18 protein-coding genes are annotated in these 18,066 nt (G+C 43.3%); 2 read left to right on the forward strand and 16 right to left on the reverse strand.

From position 1 onward, the window contains the following. Positions 1-113: 113 nt before the first annotated feature. A complete protein-coding gene (locus OO007_RS10315; RefSeq protein ID WP_325808737.1) occupies positions 114-599 on the reverse strand; it encodes an Rrf2 family transcriptional regulator in 486 nt (161 codons plus the stop codon). 286 nt (positions 600-885) lie between these two features. Between OO007_RS10315 and OO007_RS10320 the strand changes: the two genes are divergently transcribed. Continuing rightward, positions 886-1,770: a DMT family transporter gene (locus tag OO007_RS10320; RefSeq protein ID WP_325808738.1), complete on the forward strand. Its 885-nt coding sequence runs from the start codon at positions 886-888 to the stop codon at positions 1,768-1,770. A gap of 134 nt (positions 1,771-1,904) precedes the next feature. Here OO007_RS10320 and eno read toward each other — a convergent pair whose 3' ends face one another. After that, positions 1,905-3,200 (reverse strand): phosphopyruvate hydratase, encoded by a 1,296-nt coding sequence (gene eno / locus OO007_RS10325; RefSeq protein ID WP_325808739.1) that lies wholly within the window; start codon positions 3,198-3,200, stop codon positions 1,905-1,907. Further along, on the reverse strand, positions 3,197-4,204 hold the full coding sequence (locus tag OO007_RS10330; protein ID WP_325808740.1) for a phosphotransferase family protein: 1,008 nt from the start codon (positions 4,202-4,204) through the stop codon (positions 3,197-3,199). The genes eno and OO007_RS10330 overlap by 4 nt, the downstream gene beginning before the upstream one ends. 130 nt (positions 4,205-4,334) lie before the next feature. On the opposite strand from OO007_RS10330, the gene OO007_RS10335 reads away from it, so the two are divergent. Next, positions 4,335-5,333 (forward strand): LacI family DNA-binding transcriptional regulator, encoded by a 999-nt coding sequence (locus tag OO007_RS10335; protein ID WP_325808741.1) that lies wholly within the window; start codon positions 4,335-4,337, stop codon positions 5,331-5,333. A 228-nt stretch (positions 5,334-5,561) separates the two neighbouring features. Here the strand turns inward: OO007_RS10335 and modC are convergent, their stop codons facing one another. From modC to OO007_RS10400, 13 genes are all read right to left on the reverse strand, one after another. Continuing rightward, entirely contained in the window at positions 5,562-6,629 is a 1,068-nt protein-coding gene (gene modC, locus OO007_RS10340) for a molybdenum ABC transporter ATP-binding protein (RefSeq protein ID WP_325808742.1), read from the reverse strand. Positions 6,630-6,645: 16 nt separating this feature from the next. Next, the gene (gene modB, locus OO007_RS10345; protein WP_325808743.1) at positions 6,646-7,329 is read right to left on the reverse strand and encodes a molybdate ABC transporter permease subunit; all 684 of its coding nucleotides are present in this window, start codon (positions 7,327-7,329) and stop codon (positions 6,646-6,648) included. Further along, positions 7,326-8,108, reverse strand: coding sequence for a molybdate ABC transporter substrate-binding protein (gene modA / locus OO007_RS10350; RefSeq protein WP_325808744.1), 783 nt, complete (start codon positions 8,106-8,108; stop codon positions 7,326-7,328). The genes modB and modA overlap by 4 nt, the downstream gene beginning before the upstream one ends. Positions 8,109-8,126: 18 nt before the next feature. After that, positions 8,127-8,795: a hypothetical protein gene (locus tag OO007_RS10355; protein ID WP_325808745.1), complete on the reverse strand. Its 669-nt coding sequence runs from the start codon at positions 8,793-8,795 to the stop codon at positions 8,127-8,129. Positions 8,796-8,802: 7 nt separating this feature from the next. Next, entirely contained in the window at positions 8,803-9,225 is a 423-nt protein-coding gene (sufU, locus tag OO007_RS10360) for a Fe-S cluster assembly sulfur transfer protein SufU (protein WP_325808746.1), read from the reverse strand. 10 nt (positions 9,226-9,235) lie between these two features. Further along, positions 9,236-10,504 (reverse strand): aminotransferase class V-fold PLP-dependent enzyme, encoded by a 1,269-nt coding sequence (locus OO007_RS10365; RefSeq protein WP_325808747.1) that lies wholly within the window; start codon positions 10,502-10,504, stop codon positions 9,236-9,238. A 3-nt stretch (positions 10,505-10,507) separates the two neighbouring features. Continuing rightward, a complete protein-coding gene (locus tag OO007_RS10370) occupies positions 10,508-11,326 on the reverse strand; it encodes an XdhC family protein (RefSeq protein ID WP_131907530.1) in 819 nt (272 codons plus the stop codon). Between the two features lie 25 nt (positions 11,327-11,351). Beyond that, positions 11,352-11,987, reverse strand: a complete 636-nt coding sequence (locus OO007_RS10375) for a nucleotidyltransferase family protein (RefSeq protein ID WP_131907531.1) — start codon at positions 11,985-11,987, stop codon at positions 11,352-11,354. Further along, the gene (locus tag OO007_RS10380) at positions 11,984-12,883 is read right to left on the reverse strand and encodes an XdhC family protein (protein ID WP_325808748.1); all 900 of its coding nucleotides are present in this window, start codon (positions 12,881-12,883) and stop codon (positions 11,984-11,986) included. Before OO007_RS10380 ends, OO007_RS10375 begins: the two co-directional genes overlap by 4 nt. Positions 12,884-12,898: 15 nt before the next feature. Beyond that, positions 12,899-14,086, reverse strand: a complete 1,188-nt coding sequence (locus OO007_RS10385) for a vWA domain-containing protein (protein ID WP_325808749.1) — start codon at positions 14,084-14,086, stop codon at positions 12,899-12,901. Then, positions 14,083-14,970 carry an AAA family ATPase gene (locus OO007_RS10390; protein ID WP_325808750.1) on the reverse strand — a complete coding sequence of 296 codons (888 nt, stop codon included), beginning with the start codon at positions 14,968-14,970 and terminating at the stop codon, positions 14,083-14,085. Before OO007_RS10390 ends, OO007_RS10385 begins: the two co-directional genes overlap by 4 nt. A gap of 48 nt (positions 14,971-15,018) precedes the next feature. Next, entirely contained in the window at positions 15,019-15,597 is a 579-nt protein-coding gene (locus tag OO007_RS10395) for an SRPBCC family protein (RefSeq protein ID WP_131907535.1), read from the reverse strand. A 61-nt stretch (positions 15,598-15,658) separates the two neighbouring features. Then, a complete protein-coding gene (locus OO007_RS10400; RefSeq protein WP_131907536.1) occupies positions 15,659-18,064 on the reverse strand; it encodes an aerobic carbon-monoxide dehydrogenase large subunit in 2,406 nt (801 codons plus the stop codon). Positions 18,065-18,066 lie beyond the last annotated feature (2 nt).

The raw sequence follows: 18,066 nt of genomic DNA on the forward strand, positions 1-18,066 counted from the left end.
TTTTAAACGGATAATTCGATTATTTGACGTGTCATTTCTGGCTCCTGGTGAGCCTAGAAAAGCCACCTCCCCACTTATAGGCACTTTTTTAATTAACAGCCATAAGCCAACTATCACGCCGCTATCATTTTTGCAGTCACAGGAAACATCGTAGAAATCCGACGTGTCGTTTCATCCAGCTGATATTGACCTTTCACAACGATTTCATCTTTAAGAATATCCGCTAACGAAATCGAACCTAAATAGTCTGTCAACTGCGCGCTAAAACCATTCCATAAGTTATTCGCTAGAATATTTTGGCCTTGTCTGGCATTCAAATGTTTTTTGAGATTGGCATTATTCGCCGACTCTTCAATCGCGGTAATGATATCTGCAACACTGATTTGATCCGGCGCTCTGCCTAATCGATATCCGCCACCCGGGCCACGAACGCCTTGCACTAGCTCTGCTCGTCTGAGTACTGAGAAGAGTTGTTCTAAATAGGATACTGAAATAGCTTGAGAATTAGAAAGCTCGACTAACGATACTGGGTTATTGAAGTTTATTGCCAAGTTAATCATGGCTTTTACAGCGTATTGTCCTTTTGTTGATATCTTCATTTTTATATCCTCGTTTTAATTCATCTCGTCATTTTTTAACTAGGATACAAGGGTATATGTAAAATATTTGTGAAAATCATACAAATACTCTATTAAAACTGTACAAATATAATACGATAGATTTTTGCTGATTTTATCGATGATTTGAGTATGCGGTTAAATACATTCCCACTGTTTACTTGTTACTATGGCACCCCCCTACTTTTGAGCACTTTTTTAGTGATTAACTACACTCGTTGAAGTAGCAGATGACACTCAGCTGCGCACACATTACATTGGTATTTTTATGCAAGCGACTATCCGAAAACCCACAAGCGCAGACCTTGGTTTATTAATTTTATTAGCCATGATGTGGGCGTCTTCATTTCTTGTTATCAAGGTTGCGGTTGTTGATACCGGACCGTTGTGGCTGGCTACCATTCGGGTTGTGGTGGCGTTTATGGTGTTACTTCCCTTTGCCATGTACAAAGGCTTTATCTGGCCGAACACTCTGCGGGAATGGCGTCTGGTGCTGTTAGTAGCGGCGTTAAATGTGGTGATCCCTTTTTTCCTGATCTCCTGGGCTGAGACTAAAATTGATGCGGGCATGGCTTCGATGTTAATGGGTGTCGGGCCCTTTATGGCGTTGCTGGGAAGTCACCTTACAACGCAGGATGATCGGCTTTCCCGTAATAAGCTGATAGGCGCGATACTGGGATTTTCTGGCATTTTGGTTCTGGTGGGCTGGAGTTCTGTGAAGGGGCTGGGTGATAATTTACTGGGACAGGGTGCTGCAATTCTGGGGGCTGCCTGTTATGTGACTTCGGGCTTACTTATTCGTCGATTAAATCGTTTCCCACCGATTCAACTTTCCGCTTTTATACTGGGTTTAGCCTCAGTCAGCTTACTCTTTGTTACCGGTTTAATGGTCGGTATGCCAGTCGTTTCTTTTGCACGAGATACGTGGATAGGTTTACTTTACCTCGGTATTTTCCCTACTGCGCTGGGTTATATCTTGCGCTATCACTTGATTCAAACAATCGGGATGTCTGCTTTTGCGACCGGATTGAATTTGATTCCGGTGTTTGGTGTTGTGCTAGGCGTCATATTTTTGGGAGAACACTTATCGCTGAATGTATTGGTCTCACTGGCATTGATCGTTGCGGGTTTGTTTATTATTCGTCGAGGGTGATAGGGATATGGGTCAATAAATAGATTAGTTGTCAGAGTAAGATTTATTCTCTGATTATTATAACAATCACCCCCCTACTTTTAGGTAGTTTTTCTAGTCACTTAAAAGTAAGGGCGTGCTTGCCTTAGAATAACTTAGCTTCTCCCCCACCACGTAGATTGCATTGGTCTGCCACCGACAAAGGTATCTGCACCTAATTCATCCTGAATACGTAAACATTCATTCCATTTCGCCATACGATCTGAGCGATTGAATGAACCCACTTTGAGCTGTTCAGAACCCAAGCCAATGGCCAGATGACTGATTGTAATATCTTCCGTTTCTCCAGAACGCGCAGACACCACAGCTCCCCAACCTGCTTTTTGGGCAGCACGAAAAGTCTGTATCGATTCGCTGACAGTTCCTGCTTGATTGACCTTTACCAAAACCGAGTTACAAGCTTTATCTTTAACCGCTTGTTCGACCAAATCTGCATTAGTGACTAAATAGTCATCGCCTATTATTTGTACATGATCACCAAAACGACGCGTGAATTCTTGCATGGCCTCCGTATCATCTTCTCCTACCGGATCCTCAATGGATGCAATCGGGTATTTATCTATCCATCCGCCGAGCATATCGATCAGCTCTTCGCTGTTCATTTGATGCTCATCTAGAGCAAGTCGGTAGTTATCGTTTGTGCCGAATTCCGAGGCCGCAATATCAAGTGAGATCACCACACGATCGCCTGGTTTTTCACCCGCTTTTTCTATCGCTTGCACTAGTGTTTCTAATGCTTCTTCGTTGCTATCAAACAACGGCCACCAGCCACCTTCATCAGCAATACCCGCAAGTTTTCCGCGTGACTCCATGATTTCACCCGCTGCAAAATAGACTGCGCTGGTGACTTCCATAACTTCGTCAAATGAATCCGCTCCTGGCACCATGATCATAAAGTCCTGAATATCGACTCTGCCAGAAGCGTGGGCTCCACCACCAAAAATTTGAATTTCTGGCAATGGAATCGAAGGAGTACAATCGTAGTGATCAGCAATATGACGCCACAGTGGTTTTTTCGCAGCTGCAGCAGCCGCGTGCAATACAGCTAGTGAAGTCGCCACGGTGGCATTACCGCCTAGGGTTGACTTCAATTTTGAATCATCGAGAGAAAGTATGATGTTGTCTACCGCTTCCTGATCTTCCACATTTTGACCTATTAACGCGGGCGCTATTATGCGATTAACATTATCTAGCGCTTTGGAAACATCCATACCACGCAAGTGATCGCCACCATCTCGTAAATCGATAGCTTCTCGCATTCCACGCGAAGCTCCAGCGGGTGCAATTGCTCGGCCCATTTCACCTGAATCAAGTATGACATCGACCTCAACTGTAGGATTTCCTCTTGAGTCCCAGACTCGGCGACTTTTTATGGTTTTAATAGAACTCACGTTTGTTTTTCCTCAAGTTGTTGGGCGATTGTGCGTACAAACTGTTTCAATGTTTGTACGGGTTGTTGAATCAAATTAAGGGACATCATTCTGACCCGTTTTCTATTGTGTTCTGAGAGATACTCCACTGGCGATTTACCATCGACACGTGCCAGCATTAAAGCGGGTAATAACTGGCAGATTCTCTCTTCTAGATCTGCGCTGGTCTCCCAATGGATGGAAGGGTGATATGCAGACCAGAAATCGAGTACTGATTCCAACAATCGCGATGTGGATGTTGGAATGTGAATAGCTTTGAGTAATAAGTGATTCAAAGCGAAGGCAACATCAAATGCAGGGTCTCCCATCGTAGCGCACTCTGCATCGAGAATGATCGCCTTGCCATCGCGAAATAGAATATTTTTTGGGCTCACATCACCATGTACCAATACATTCTCAGCCTCATAGAGCTGATCTGCCAGACGTTTTAAGATCACAGAAACCTCTGGATGGCTCTCTGATGTAAAGACCAAGTAAGGCTCAATACGCAGTGCATAAAAGTCATCGCGATGATAAAACTGACTCTTATCAAACCCCTTAAGAGCTGACTCTGAATGAATGCGGCCGATCAACTCACCTACTTTGACAGATTCATCCCAATTTGATGTTTCTTCAAGCAAGGCTGTTTTCCAAAGATAGATGTCATCCCCTGATAAAAATTCCATAGCAAAGCCATGCAAGGTTTCAGAGCGACCAAATAATTTCATTGTGGATTCAGGTGCTATCGCAGCGGCAATCTTCAACCATTCATACTCCGCTTTGTTCCTGTGAACGGGGGCATTCCAGTCTTCTTTAACCTTTAATTTTGATAACGCGAATTTAGCGCAATAGACACGACCATCCACTTCGACACGAGCTATATCTGAGGAAACGCCTCCTGTTAATGGGCTCACATCCAATGGACTATTTTCCTTAGCCAAACCCAATTCGTACATCAGTTTTTTGCAATTTGTTGATAATTCCATCTGTGGCTACTCATTATTTATCATAAATGTTCACGTGAACATATTATTAGTTTCAGCCTAAAGATGTCAAGACGAAACTCTGTTCATTGTGTTATAACAGCACCTTGACTCAACATGACAACACTATATTTTGGCAAAATCTGTAACCATAAAATCTATTGCGCAGGACCTGGGGATTTCCCATATGACGGTTTCTCGTGCTTTGTCAAAGCACCCTAATGTCAGCAATAAAACCCGTGAAAAAATCATTAAAAGAGCCGAAGAACTTGGCTATGTGAAAAGTGCTGCTGCCACTGCCATGCGTGGTGATAGCACAAAAATTGTTGGCCTTTTACTGCCAAATATAGTTAATGAGTTTTACGCACTCTTCGCCAATGAAATGGCATTAGCCTGTGAAGAACATTCATATAACTTAATCATTCATCTCACCAATGACGACTCTCTACTGGAACACAAAGCTATCCAACGACTGAGGGAAGTACAAGCAATGTCTGTCGTTATGGTTCCCACGCCAGAAAACTCTCATTTGAACTCCACGCATTTGCAAGATATGAAAGTGATTCAGCTAATTCGTCAACAACCGATGCAAGTCCCGTTTGCCTCAGTGGGTGTTGCCGACTCTGACGCCATTATTAAGGCTGTAGCGCATCTTGCAGAAAAAGGACATAAACGTATCGTGTATATCGGTGCTGACGAAGCACTATCCACAGGACGTTCCCGCCTCAAAGCATTTAAACAGGGATTAGCTGAAGCAGGACTGGAAATTCGACCTGAACTATATTTCACTGACACACCTTCTTTTGACATGGGTTCTCACTATGCACACAAGATATTCGAACGTGGTGATGCAGGGGCTATTATCAGTGGTGGTGTAGAAATTTCGAATGGGATTCTCAATGCTTTCATGCAGCAGCATGTACGTCTGGATATAGACTGTGATTTTATAGGATACGGCGATCCTTCTTTCTATGCTTGGGTCAATGGAGGCATTTCAACCGTACATGTACCAGTCAAAAGGCTGGCTCATAAGGCGGTAGATATATTGCATGACGAAACTAATTCCAGCCATAACGACGAGACTTACCTATTCGATGCTCATTTTCTAAACCGTGGTTCACTAACTAAATAGTTCAGGTCCAGTTGATCATTTACTTAGTTTTACCAAACTGGGTGTTTCTAATGCTTAAATCGAGAGGACATACCGGGTATACAAAATTTTATCTCTCAATTTCTAACTAAAGTAGAAAAAGCTATATTCTAAACAATCACCCCCCTACTTTGAGGCGGTTTTTTTAAGCTTAACTTATTTGTTAGCTTTATTCGATTTATTCATGATTAAGCAAAACCAGGCATATATTCAAGACAGTAAAGCAACCGTTTTAACTTGTGCATAAACCTGTTTGCCAGGCTTTAAATCCATCACTGTTGCTGACTTCAAACTAAGCCTCGATAAAATGGGGACGCCGTTTGCCATTAACTTCACCATCACCTGCGAATGGTTTTCGGATATGATTTCGTCAACAATGACAGGGAATATATTCAAGATGCTGGTTTCGGTTTGATGCTTGAGCGTTAAACTTACATCACGCGCCACTATCCTTAATTTTACCGTACTCCCGATTGCCAGATTACTTTGCAATACGGATAAACGCCCCCCTGCAAAATCAAGGTAGGTTAATCCAAACGCTTCATCGTGTTCGGCAACCGTTGCCTGTATAAAAGCGGCGGCTTTATGACTTTGCGCTATCGGTAAATCAAGCCGCGAAAATAACTCGGTGACATTGCCTGAAGCGGTTACGCGACCGTCATCCAATAGCACCATGTGATCAGCCAGCCTTGCGACTTCACCCAAGGAATGACTGACGTAAATGATAGGGATATCGAGCTCATTATGCAGGGATTGAAGGTATTGCATAATTTCCTGCTTACGCTCTAGATTGAGCGATGCTAGTGGCTCATCCATCAGTAACAGCTCGGGGCTTACTGCTAAGGCTCTGGCAATTGAGACCCGCTGGCGTTCTCCGCCTGAGAGTTGATTTGCCTTACGCTTTAATAATGCACCAATGCCGAGTAATTCTACCGCGGTCTCCAGGGATACTTTGCGGTCCGCTTTCGGAACGCGCTTCATACCATATTCAAGATTGGCTTGAACGTCGAGGTGGGCAAATAAGCTGGCTTCCTGAAACACATAAGCAAGCGGGCGTTTATGGGTTGGGACAAATTGCTGACTGTCTTGCCATACTGAATCTCCGACACGCAAGTATCCTTCCGGGCTATGTTCCAGACCGCTGATTGATCTCAATAAGGTCGTTTTACCGCAACCCGATGGACCGAAAATAACACTCACACCTTTATCGGGCAAGGTCAGGTCAACATCCAGAACGAAGTCCTTACGATCAATTCGAAAACGCGCTTCTATACTCATTTGCAGTTAACTTTCATTATGGTTGCGCGACCAGAAAACGTCGATTAAGCGCATAAACTATCATTAGCATCAGAAAAGAAGCCAGTAATAGTCCGCCGGATAGCCAATGCGCCTGGCTGTATTCGAGTACTTCGACATGATCATAAATGGCGATTGAAACGACTTGAGTTTGACCGGGAATATTTCCACCAATCATTAAGACTACGCCAAATTCTCCTACCGTGTGGGCAAAACCGAGTACCGCCGCGGTAAGAAAGCCAGATCGTGCGAGTGGTATTTCAACCGTAAAAAAACGATCAATAGGTGATGCCCTGAGGGTAGATGCGACCTCTAATGAGCGCGTTCCGATTGAGGCAAAAGCACCTTGCAAGGGTTGCACCACGAAAGGCAGGCTGTAAATAACGGAGCCAATCACCAAACCACTAAAGGTGAATGCTAAGGGCTTCATGCCCAACCAATCCATTAACCCACCAATAGCACCATGCGGCCCTAGTGTTATGAGTAAATAAAAGCCGAGTACGGTAGGCGGTAACACTAAAGGCAGTGCCACCATCGCCTCGATTAAAAATTTAAATCGCCAGCGCGTACGTGCCAGCCACCATGCAAGCGGTGTACCTAACAGTAATAAGATGGCGGTAGTGGTGCAAGCGAGTTTAAGTGTGATTATGAGTGCGGTTAAATCAGCGTCACTCAATGTCATGGTTCGGTACCATAGCCAAAGCGGTGAATGATGGAATGCGATGATGCTGACTTCATCATGCGGATGAAATCTCGTGTCGCCTGATTATTTTTTAGGATCACAGCTTGCTGGGTGATTTGAGAATACAGCGACTGCGGGATATCCCAGTAGGTACCTGTGATGGTGTCATTCATTTGTTTTAATTGAGAGTACGCCACAAAACCTAGTTGCGCATTGGCACTTTTAACGAACTGGAAGGTTTGCCCAATGTTCTCACCGCGCACCACTTTTGTTTTTACCGCATCCCAGACGCCTTTGTTTGCCAATACTTCATAAGCGGCTTTGCCATAAGGGGCAAGCTTGGGGTGAGCCATTGCTATACGTTTAAATCTGCCATGGCTCAATACACTTCCGTTTTGATCTATCAGGTCATCTTGTGGGCTCCATAAAACGACTTTTCCCAAAGCATAGGTGAAGCGGCTACCAGGGACGATTAAACCTTCTTTTTCTAACAATTCTGGGCGGTGACTGTCGGCAGAGAAAAATGCATCAAATGGGGCGCCATTTTTTATTTGCGCATAATGCCTTCCAGTCGAGCCATAAATGAGTGTGACTTTGTGATTGGTTTCTTCTTCAAATTTTCTGGCAATTTCTGCGATAGGGCTTTTAAAATTACTAGCTACCGCAATAAGAATTTCATCTGCTTTGGCTGATGCCGAGCTTGTTATTAATACTACCAGCACGGTGAAAAGTAAGTTTTTTATATTCAGCTGCATCATCGTTAGTTCAATCCGTCTCATTTACCTTTTAAAGTCGTTTTAAGCTATTTGTTGTTTGCCATAAGCCAACTGAAATACTTTCTTTACGTATGTTGATAAATACAAAAGCGATAGCATACCTATTATCATGCCTATAAGCATAAACGATATCATGATCGCATTGCCCCAAAACAGTTCTAGCTTTTTCGTTAAGGTCATCGAGAGTATATGCGCAGATAACATTCCTAGCAGCATTCCTATATTGCAAAGTGCAAATTCGACGCATTGTTTTTGGCTAAACTTCCAGCCTTGTCGCAGTCTTATAAATAAAAGCATTCCTGCATTGCCTCCCGCAAACATCCCTAAATACATCCAGGGTGTTGATTCAAGCATAAACCATAAAGATTCAACGCTTAGAGGTGCTTCAGGGGCAGAACGACATATCGACATTAGGCCGAATGGACCATTCAGGCCAAGGTTATCTATATCGACCGCATAGCCAATAAACATTCCCAAACCACCTGCTGCAAACATAGACATGGTCATATCCAGGTATTTTAAATGTGGTTTATAAATAAGCAATGCTGCACAAGCCAGAGCCAATGGTATTCCAAAGAAGGTATAAACAGATACGCTTGCGCTTGTATTAAGCATCAGTACTTTACAAAACATAAAAACTTGCAATAGTACCAGCAGCATCACTATTCCTACTTTGAAGTGCTTATCCATAGTCCTCTCATTCCACCTGAATAATACTTTCAAGTGCATCCCATGCGAGTAACACGCAGCGTCGGCGTGCAGGATATTGTCGTAAAGCATCGAGTGCAAAAAGTGTCTCTAGCGGTGCTGGCGTATCGCCTTGTTTTTCATCAAACCACTCTCGTAATTGTTCGGTAAGTTCTAGCACGTCATTTTTTGAAGCGCCTGTCACCGACTCCGTCATCATTGATGCTGATGCCATACAAACAGAACAACCTCGACCTTGAAAGACAATTTTACCGATGTTATCACCATCAAAATCTACACCGATTTTTATATCATCACCGCAACGAGGGTTACTGCCGCGATGAACCGCTTCTGATTGACTCACGTCAGAAAAATTTCGAGGGTTACGATAATGATCCATCAATACTTCTTTATAAACTGTATTTGTAGTCATAGGACCTCCATCAACGCGGCATGAAAATGCTTTGAGCGGTGTCGATAACTTCGAGCAAAGCATTGATTTCTTCTTCAATATTATAGGGTGCGAAACTGGCACGCACCGTTGCAACTTCACCCAGACGTCTCATCAACGGCTGACAACAATGATGCCCTGAACGGATGGCGACATTACTCTCACCCGCAATCTGGGCTATATCGTGAGGGTGTATCCCATCGAGATTGAATGAAATGATTCCTTCACGTCGCTCAAGATCTAATGGACCGTATATTTTAATTCCGTTGATATTTGATAACGCAGATAGTGCTTTTTCGGTGAGCTCAGAAACAATGGATTCTATGGTTTGTAAGCCTATACTTTCTATATAATCCACGGCGCTCGCAAAGCCAATCGCACCGGCAAGGTTTGGAGACCCAGCTTCAAGTTTTGATGGAAGCGAAGCCCAGCTACTTTCATAGTCACCCACTTCATCGACCATGCCGCCACCGAGCAACATGGGTTCCATCGTTGCCAGTTTGTCAGCCTTTCCGTAGAGCGCTCCTATGCCTGTAGGGCCGTACATTTTATGTGCGGAAAATGCGAGAAAGTCACAATCTAGTTCGACCACATCAACAGGGATATGCCCGACTGACTGAGTCGCATCGATCAATACCGGAATACCTGCTTGAGCAGCACGTTGGGTTACTTCTTTAACTGGGTTTATCACACCGAGTACATTTGACACGTGAGACATTGCAATGAAACGTGTTTTTTCGCCGTACAACTCTGTCGCATTGTATAAATCGAGACTGCCATCTTCTGTTAGCTCGATGAAGCACAATTCAGCCCCTGTTTCTTTACAGACTCTTTGCCAGGGTACTAAGTTGGCATGGTGTTCCATGCCTGTTACCCATACTTTATCGCCAGCATTCAAATGATGTTTTAACCACCCTTGAGCGACCATGTTTATTGATTCGGTTGCGGAAAGCGTAAAAATCAGTTGCTCTGATTGTGGCGCACCGATGAACTGCGCTACTTTCTTTCGTGATTTTTCATAAGTCGTAGTGGATTCGTCAGCCAGCGCATACAGCCCTCTATGCACAGGTGCATTGACTCGTTGATAGCAATCACTAATAGCATCGATTACCTGCTGTGGTTTTTGGCTAGTAGCGGCGTTATCCAAATAGTGAAGTTGATTATCTCCAGAGTATAAATTCAATAACGGAAAATCCTTACGAATAAGCTCGCTCTGCTTTTGAGTGTTGAACGTTTGTTTGATGTAAGGATTAGTGCTCATCCTTTATCCTGCTACCGCCAGCTCTTGAGATTCCATTGCCAGTTTATCGCGCATACGCATACCAGTCCCTTGACGACGTACCATGACTAACTCAGAGATCACGCATAAGGCAATTTCCTCTGGTGTTTTTGCACCTAAATCTAAACCTGATGGTGCCATTACGCGCCCTATATCGTGTTCAGAAAAGCCTTCTTTACGGATATAGTCCAATACTAGTCGAGACCGTTTTCGACTCGCGATGAGTGCGATATATTCAGCTTGTGATTGTAGTGCCCGAGTCATCGATTCGTGATCACCCTTATGCTGCGTGGCTATAACAACATAGTCATCTGGCAAAGGAGCCAATTGATCATACATAATGTCATCGGTAATTAATTGGGTTGCATCGGGAAAATGTTCCTCATCTGCGATTGGGTCATTGACGACAACATTCAGTCCTACCAAATCTCCCAGATGACATAAGCATTCGGCAACCCGACCATGACCCATAATCCATAACGTAGGCTTTAACATCACAGGTTCCACATAAACTCTCATGTGTCCGCCGCATGGCATGCCTGCACCGAGGATTTCATCATCCAGATCAATATCAATAACCGCTGTTTGACCGGTTTTTATGCTTTCTAAGGCAGCTTCACAGCTTGTGGATTCGGCACAACCTCCGCCAACCCATCCACCCACAACAACGCCTTCATGATCAATGACTGCTTTTGAACCTGTCTTGGCGGAGACTGAACCTATGGTTTCTACTACCGTGGCAACCGCATAAGGTTCACCTTTCGCTTTCATTTCTATTAATACGTCTAGTATCTCTTTTGCCATTTCGTTAATCCTCTATCGCGCGTTATTATTTATTATTAGCCTGTTTATTTTGATCGCTTTTCTGGTTCGAGTTTTGTTGAAAAGCGGCGTAATCTTCGGGGGTATCCAGATCAAAAACGACGTGATTGTTATCCATCTCAAAGGATGTCACGAGTTCTGGATTTTTTTCTATAAGCCGTCTGCAGCCAAGGTTTTTTTGACCATTTAAGATCGCTGATCTTTGCTCTTGTGCAAGAATTATCGGGTTTCCTCGTTGACCTTGATAAGTCGGTACAAGCACTGAGCCACTGCTGCGATTTTCAAATGCTTCTATAATGATGTTTATGTCTGATGATTCTAATAACGGCTGATCTGAAAGACAAATCATGACACCATCGCTTTCCTGAGTTAAGGACTCTAAGCCTTTATGCACTGAACTCATTTGTCCTTTTTGATAGTCATCATTCATCACAATCTTTAGCGGCAGACCGGATATCAGTGATTTTGTCTTATCGGCTTCATGACCGACTACCACGACTACCTCCTGTAATTCAGATTCGAGTAGAATTTTTGCTGTTCGGCGTAATAGTGAGATGCCATTCGCATCCAACTCTAATTTGTTTGGTTTACCCATCCGTCGAGACTCACCTGCAGCGAGCAAAATTGCAGAAACAGATTTCATGAGACGGTATCTTTTCCCATACTTCCACAACAGCTTGGTGCTTCTTCGGCTGTTTTTTCCTCTACTGTTGCCTTTTCCTCTGCTATAACCTCTTCTACTGATGAAGCACTAGCCGCAAGTCCTCGATTCGCTTTGACTAACTCTGCGACTACCGACAATGCAATTTCTTCCGGCGTTATTGCCCCTATTTCAATTCCAATCGGGGATATGATTGCATCCACTTTGTTTTTATCATTTCCGCTTTCGATAAGGGAGACCTTTACTTTCTTTGCTTTACGTTCACTGGCAATAAACCCAATGAATTCTGAGTTGGTTGCTAGCGCCTGCTTTAAACCGTCCTCATCTCCTTTGCCTTGAGTTGCGACAACAACAAAAGGTGGATTACTATATTTCAATGCAGAAGCGTCCAATCCGTCAATTACTTCGATCGCATCGGGATACAGTTCTTTATTCGCACCGGGAAACATTGCTGTGACTTCAAAACCTGTTCGATGTGCGAGTATTGAAAGTGCTTGGGCACTGGGTGCTGCTCCTATAATCAACAATGCTGGTTTTGGAATAACGGGGTCAATAAAAATATCCAAAGTGCCTCCACTAAGACAGTTCATACCAAAATTTATAATACCGTCATCGACTAACTTGCCTTTGTCTGGACTAACTCGAATGAGTCTTCCCTGCCCGTCTTTCAATGATTTTTTTACCGTAGCAATTACGGCCGGCTGCGCACAGCCTCCACCAATCCAGCCTTGAATTTCACCACTTTCAAAAACCAAAGCTTTAGCGCCAGGTTTTGCAGAGGTAGGAGATTCGCAGCGAACAACAGTCACTAATGCAAAGGGCTGTCGTTTAATTTTAAGTTCGCTTGCTTTTAGTAATATTGAGTCTGTTTCTATCATTTTAATAACTTCATATTAAATTCTCATCAGCTCTGGTTCTAAAGCGCTTAAGCTTTCGACATTATGTGCTGAGGCGAATAAGTCTATAAAAGGTAAAGCCGCTAACATACTTCCTGTTTTTGGCTCATAACCTGGACGACCAAGTAAAGGATTCAACCAGATTACCTTTCGACATTGGCTTCTGATTGTAGCTAGCTTATTTGCAAGGAACTCTGGTTCACCTGTATCCAAACCATCACTAACGACCATCACCACAGTATGCGAGTTAAGGCGATGCCTATAATTATTAAGGAAACTGTCCAGGCATTCTCCTATCCTTGTTCCACCAGACCACCCTGCAGAAATTAATGATAGTTTTGTCTTAACCTTTGTCAGGTTAGGTTGATGTAAAGCTCCGGTGATGTGCACCATACGTGTATGAAAGGCAAAAGCATCGGCATCACGCATTGAACTTACTATGCCTCTTGCGAAACGCAAAAACACATAACTGTATAGCGACATGGAACGGCTTACATCGATAATAATAATTAATCTAGGCTGATTCTTGCGATTATTTCTAAACGCTAAATCCATTGGCATACCGCCATAACGTAAACTTTTCCGTACCGTTTTACGAATGTCTATCCTTCGTCCTTTTGCCTGAATTTTCTGTCGTCTAATAATACGTCGACGCATTTTCTTGGCTAAACGCTCGACTAAATCATCTACCTCACTCATTTGCTTAGCATCAGTAATAAACTGAAAATCAGCATTGAATAAAGACTCCTGACCGCTTGCTCCTTCTAGTGCTCCACCATCAAAGGCATCATCACCTTCTCCCTGTCCTGCTTGATCGACATCAGTGGCTTCTCCGTCATTCACCTCCGCTTCTCGGGCAACTGATTCACGTTTACCGACAGGTGCTCCTGCAACTGACTCAGTCCGGTAATTTTGCTTTGCAGATGGGAGCCAATACGCGTCAAACAAATCATCAAAGCGTTGCCAGTCATTCTGATTACTGCAAAGTAAGCTACGCAAACCCCAACGCAGATATTGTGGCTGTGTAATGTTAAGACTATGCGCGACTTCCTGAGCATCAATAACCTCAGAAATTCCAGCCTGATATCCATTATTCCGAGCTATTTGTATAAACTCGATGAGTCTTCCCTGTAAAATTTCAGCTGTTGATGAATGCTCTATTTCACTTAAAAAGTCTCGACTCATATTACTTTTGCGACTAAACGTTCAATTTCCATAGATCCTAACGCTTCGCTGTCTTCTCTTGTTTTCAACAAACAAACCAAAGAATCTTTTATCGCTTCAATATCATCATCCAGTGAGCTGATATCTAAGCTCAATAAAGACGCGGCCCAATCCAGTGTTTCTGCAACACCGGGATTTTTTTGCAAATCTATTCGTCGTAAATTCTGTACAAAACCCACTACTTGACGCGATAGTTGCAAACCAATATCAGGAACCCGAGTATTAACAATGCGTAACTCTCTTGCAAAATCCGGATAATCGACATAGTGATACAAACATCGTCTTCTAAGCGCATCGCTTAGCTCGCGTGTTCCATTTGACGTCAAAATAACATAGGGTTTGCTTGTCGCTTCAATAGTCCCTAATTCAGGAATGGAAATTTGAAAATCTGAAAGCACTTCCAGCAAATAGGCTTCAAACTCTTCATCTGCGCGGTCGATTTCATCTATCAACAGCACAGGAGGTTTTTGCTGGGTTATTGCTTTTAATAACGGTCTTTCCAACAAATATTTTTTACTGAAAATTTCCTGTTCGGTTTTATCAATCTGTTCTTCTGACTGCTCTAATAGCTTAACAGCTAACATTTGGCGCTGATAATTCCACTCATACACAGCAGTATTAACATCTAAACCTTCGTAGCATTGAAGTCGAATCAATTTGCAATCAAACACTTCTGATAAAGCTCGACTAATCTCTGTTTTACCTACACCCGCCTCTCCTTCTAAGAGAATAGGACGTTGCAGGCTTTTCATTAGTACCAGAGATGACGCCAGGCTTCGCTCACAAATGTATCCGACATCAGTTAACTGACTCTGAAATTCATTAATTTTATTTGTCTTACTCATGAATTACTTCTACCGCCAACTCAGAATAATAATTAAATCCATTTCCGCTTATTTGCCGAAAAGAGATTTTAAATAGCCAACAAAAATCGACCAGGCAAATGCTAAACCATTGAGTTCTTTAGGCTGTTCCGCGACTACTTTTGCGGCTTCCTCAGCACTTTCACCTTCCCCCATAGCGACTACATTATTCGCAAAGTTCTTACCAAATTGATTGAGAATTTGATCTGCCACTTGCGTCATCATACGACCGCCGAAGTTAGCAACTTTACCTGTGACCGTAACTGTCGCCACACCAACTAATTCCGTGGCTCCACTCTCTCCTTTTCTTACCGAAGCTGTCAGGTCCATTTCTGCTGCTGATGTACCCTTTGTATCTTGCCCCTTGCCTATAAAGTGTAAGGATTTATTCTCCTCGTTTATTTCTTGTATTTCGATATCGCCTTCAAAAGACATCGTCGCTGGACCTACTTTCGCCCTTACCTTGCCCTTATAATTATTGGCATCCACTTGCTCGGTGATTTCTGCTCCCGGCATACAGCTAGCAACGCCAGGAATATCCTGTAAAAAGGTCCACGTATTTTTTTCAGAACCATCTATTTCAAAAACTTTGTCTAAGTCAACTTTCATTAATAACCTTCTCTAATCAACCTTAATTTAAAACGCCTCGCCTTAGACGAGGCGTTACTTATCATTTAGCCTTATCAAGACCTAGTTCATGACATTTTTGCCATACTCTATATGCGGAATGAGGCATATTCATATGAGTTACATCTAAGTGGGCAAATGCATCAACTACTGCCGCGGTGAAGGTCGGAATACTACCCACATGAGGTGATTCAGCGACACCTTTGGCTCCTAATGGATGATGAGGCGAAGGTGTCACGGTGTAATCAGTCTCCCAATGAGGTGTCTCTACTGCGGTAGGCAGGAAGTAATCCATTAAGCTATTACCTTCAATATTACCTTCAGGATCAAAGGACAGTTCCTGACCCATCGCAACCGCGTATCCCTCTGTTAAACCACCGTGTATTTGCCCTTCGATAACCATGGGATTAATACGAGTACCACAGTCATCCAAAGCGTAGAACCGACGTACTTTTGTTACACCTGTGTACTTATCAATATCTACAACACAAAGATAAGCACCAAATGGGTAGGTATATTCCGGTGGATCATAGTAATCAACCGCTTCTAAACCAGGCTCCATACCTTCAGGCAAGTTATTGTAAGCAGCCCAGGCGATATCTTTCATGGTCTTCTCTTGACCGGGAACGCCTTTAACTTTGAAGCGATCAACATCCCATTCGAGATCGTCATCACTGACTTCAAGTAGATGTGCGGCGATTTTTGCTGCCTTTGCCTTTATCTTTCGGGCAGCAACTGCGGTAGCTGCAGCACCTACTGGTGTAGTTCTTGAACCATAAGTACCTAAACCATAAGGAGCTGTATCTGTATCACCCTCTTCTATTTGAATTTCTTCAGAAGGAATTCCAAGTTCAGTAGCTATAATCTGAGCGTATGTGGTTTGATGCGCCTGACCTTGAGTAATGGTACCCATACGAGCCAATGCGCTGCCGGTTGGATGAACTCGTATCTCAGCACTATCAAACATGCCAACACCCAGAATGTCACAAGACTTACTAGGACCAGCCCCAACGATTTCAGTAAAGGTCACAATACCGATACCCATCAGTTCGCCATTAGCGCGTTTTTCTTCCTGCTCTTTTCTTAACTCTTTGTAGTCAACAGCATCAAGAACTTTATTTAACGCAGTGTGATAATCACCACTATCAAGATTTGCACCTAAAGCCGTTGGATACGGGAATTGTTCTGGCTTAACAAAATTCTTCAATCTTATTTCGGCTTTATCCATTCCTAGTTTTTGAGCCAGCACATCCACCATTCTTTCAACCACATAGACCGCTTCAGTCACACGGAAAGAACAACGGTAGGCTACGCCACCTGGCGCTTTATTGGTGTAAACACCATCAACTCTCGCGTAAGCATTAGGAATATCATACGAGCCTGTACAAATATGGAACATGCCTGCGGGGAATTTTGAAGGATCAGCACAAGCATCAAATGCACCATGATCGGCTAACACATTAACTCTTAGTGCTTTTATTCTTCCTTCGTTATCCGCAGCAAGCTCACCTTCCATATGCCAATCACGGGCGAAACCTGTTGTGGTTAGGTTTTCAATACGACTCTCGACCCATTTAACAGGACGACCTAAAACGATAGATGCCACCATTGCAGTAACATAACCGGGATATATCGGCACCTTATTTCCAAAGCCACCACCGATATCAGGAGAAATGATCCTGACTTTACTCTCAGGAATACCTGACAGCATAGAAACTACGGTGCGGACGACATGAGGTGCCTGAGATGTTACATAAGCTGTTAGTTTGCCTTCAATTTTGTCAAAGGAAGCTAAACAGCCACAGGTTTCTAATGGGCAAGGATGAACACGATGGTAAAACATGTTTTCTTTAACGGTTACTTCAGCATCTTCAAATGCTTGATCCGTGCTTTCTTTATCACCAACATCCCATGTAAAAATATGATTATCATGTAGACGTTTACTATGCGCACCGTCCATCTTACCGATGAGATCTTCACGTATAACAGGCGCATCTGAGTCCATAGATTTATGCGGATCAACTAACGCTGGCAATGGTTCATATTCAACCTTAACCAACTGCACAGCATCTGCTGCGATATAACGATCATTTGCAATGACAACTGCCACTTCCTGCATTTGAAAAACCACTTTTTCATCTGCCAATACTGCCTGAACATCTCCCGCGAGTGTCGGCATCCAATGAAGGTCAAGCGGCTTTAGGTCATCTGCTGTCAATACGGCATGAACACCTGGTAGTGCTAACGCTTCTGTTTTATCGATAGAAATAATACGTGCATGCGCATAAGGACTTCTTACAATCTCGGCACATAACATACCAGGCATTTTAATGTCGTCGACATAGTTACCTTTGCCTTGAATAAAGCGAGGGTCTTCCTTTCGCTTTCGTGAGCAACCGACTCCCTGAAGTTTTTCTTCTCTTTCAATACTTTCAGCTGAAGTACTCATGT

The sequence above is a fragment of the Cocleimonas sp. KMM 6892 genome (genome assembly GCF_035798195.1).
Classification (GTDB): Bacteria; Pseudomonadota; Gammaproteobacteria; order Thiotrichales; family Thiotrichaceae; genus Cocleimonas; species Cocleimonas flava.

Excerpts from the sequence above, each read along its gene's own strand:
- OO007_RS10315 (WP_325808737.1), bottom strand. The coding sequence starts at position 599 with ATGAAGATATCAACAAAAGGACAATACGCTGTAAAAGCCATGATTAAC.
- OO007_RS10320 (WP_325808738.1), top strand. The coding sequence starts at position 886 with ATGCAAGCGACTATCCGAAAACCCACAAGCGCAGACCTTGGTTTATTA.
- OO007_RS10330 (WP_325808740.1), bottom strand. The coding sequence starts at position 4,204 with ATGGAATTATCAACAAATTGCAAAAAACTGATGTACGAATTGGGTTTG.
- modC (WP_325808742.1), bottom strand. The coding sequence starts at position 6,629 with ATGAGTATAGAAGCGCGTTTTCGAATTGATCGTAAGGACTTCGTTCTG.
- modB (WP_325808743.1), bottom strand. The coding sequence starts at position 7,329 with ATGACATTGAGTGACGCTGATTTAACCGCACTCATAATCACACTTAAA.
- modA (WP_325808744.1), bottom strand. The coding sequence starts at position 8,108 with ATGAGACGGATTGAACTAACGATGATGCAGCTGAATATAAAAAACTTA.
- OO007_RS10355 (WP_325808745.1), bottom strand. The coding sequence starts at position 8,795 with ATGGATAAGCACTTCAAAGTAGGAATAGTGATGCTGCTGGTACTATTG.
- sufU (WP_325808746.1), bottom strand. The coding sequence starts at position 9,225 with ATGACTACAAATACAGTTTATAAAGAAGTATTGATGGATCATTATCGT.
- OO007_RS10365 (WP_325808747.1), bottom strand. The coding sequence starts at position 10,504 with ATGAGCACTAATCCTTACATCAAACAAACGTTCAACACTCAAAAGCAG.
- OO007_RS10370 (WP_131907530.1), bottom strand. The coding sequence starts at position 11,326 with ATGGCAAAAGAGATACTAGACGTATTAATAGAAATGAAAGCGAAAGGT.
- OO007_RS10375 (WP_131907531.1), bottom strand. The coding sequence starts at position 11,987 with ATGAAATCTGTTTCTGCAATTTTGCTCGCTGCAGGTGAGTCTCGACGG.
- OO007_RS10380 (WP_325808748.1), bottom strand. The coding sequence starts at position 12,883 with ATGATAGAAACAGACTCAATATTACTAAAAGCAAGCGAACTTAAAATT.
- OO007_RS10385 (WP_325808749.1), bottom strand. The coding sequence starts at position 14,086 with ATGAGTCGAGACTTTTTAAGTGAAATAGAGCATTCATCAACAGCTGAA.
- OO007_RS10390 (WP_325808750.1), bottom strand. The coding sequence starts at position 14,970 with ATGAGTAAGACAAATAAAATTAATGAATTTCAGAGTCAGTTAACTGAT.
- OO007_RS10395 (WP_131907535.1), bottom strand. The coding sequence starts at position 15,597 with ATGAAAGTTGACTTAGACAAAGTTTTTGAAATAGATGGTTCTGAAAAA.
- OO007_RS10400 (WP_131907536.1), bottom strand. The coding sequence starts at position 18,064 with ATGAGTACTTCAGCTGAAAGTATTGAAAGAGAAGAAAAACTTCAGGGA.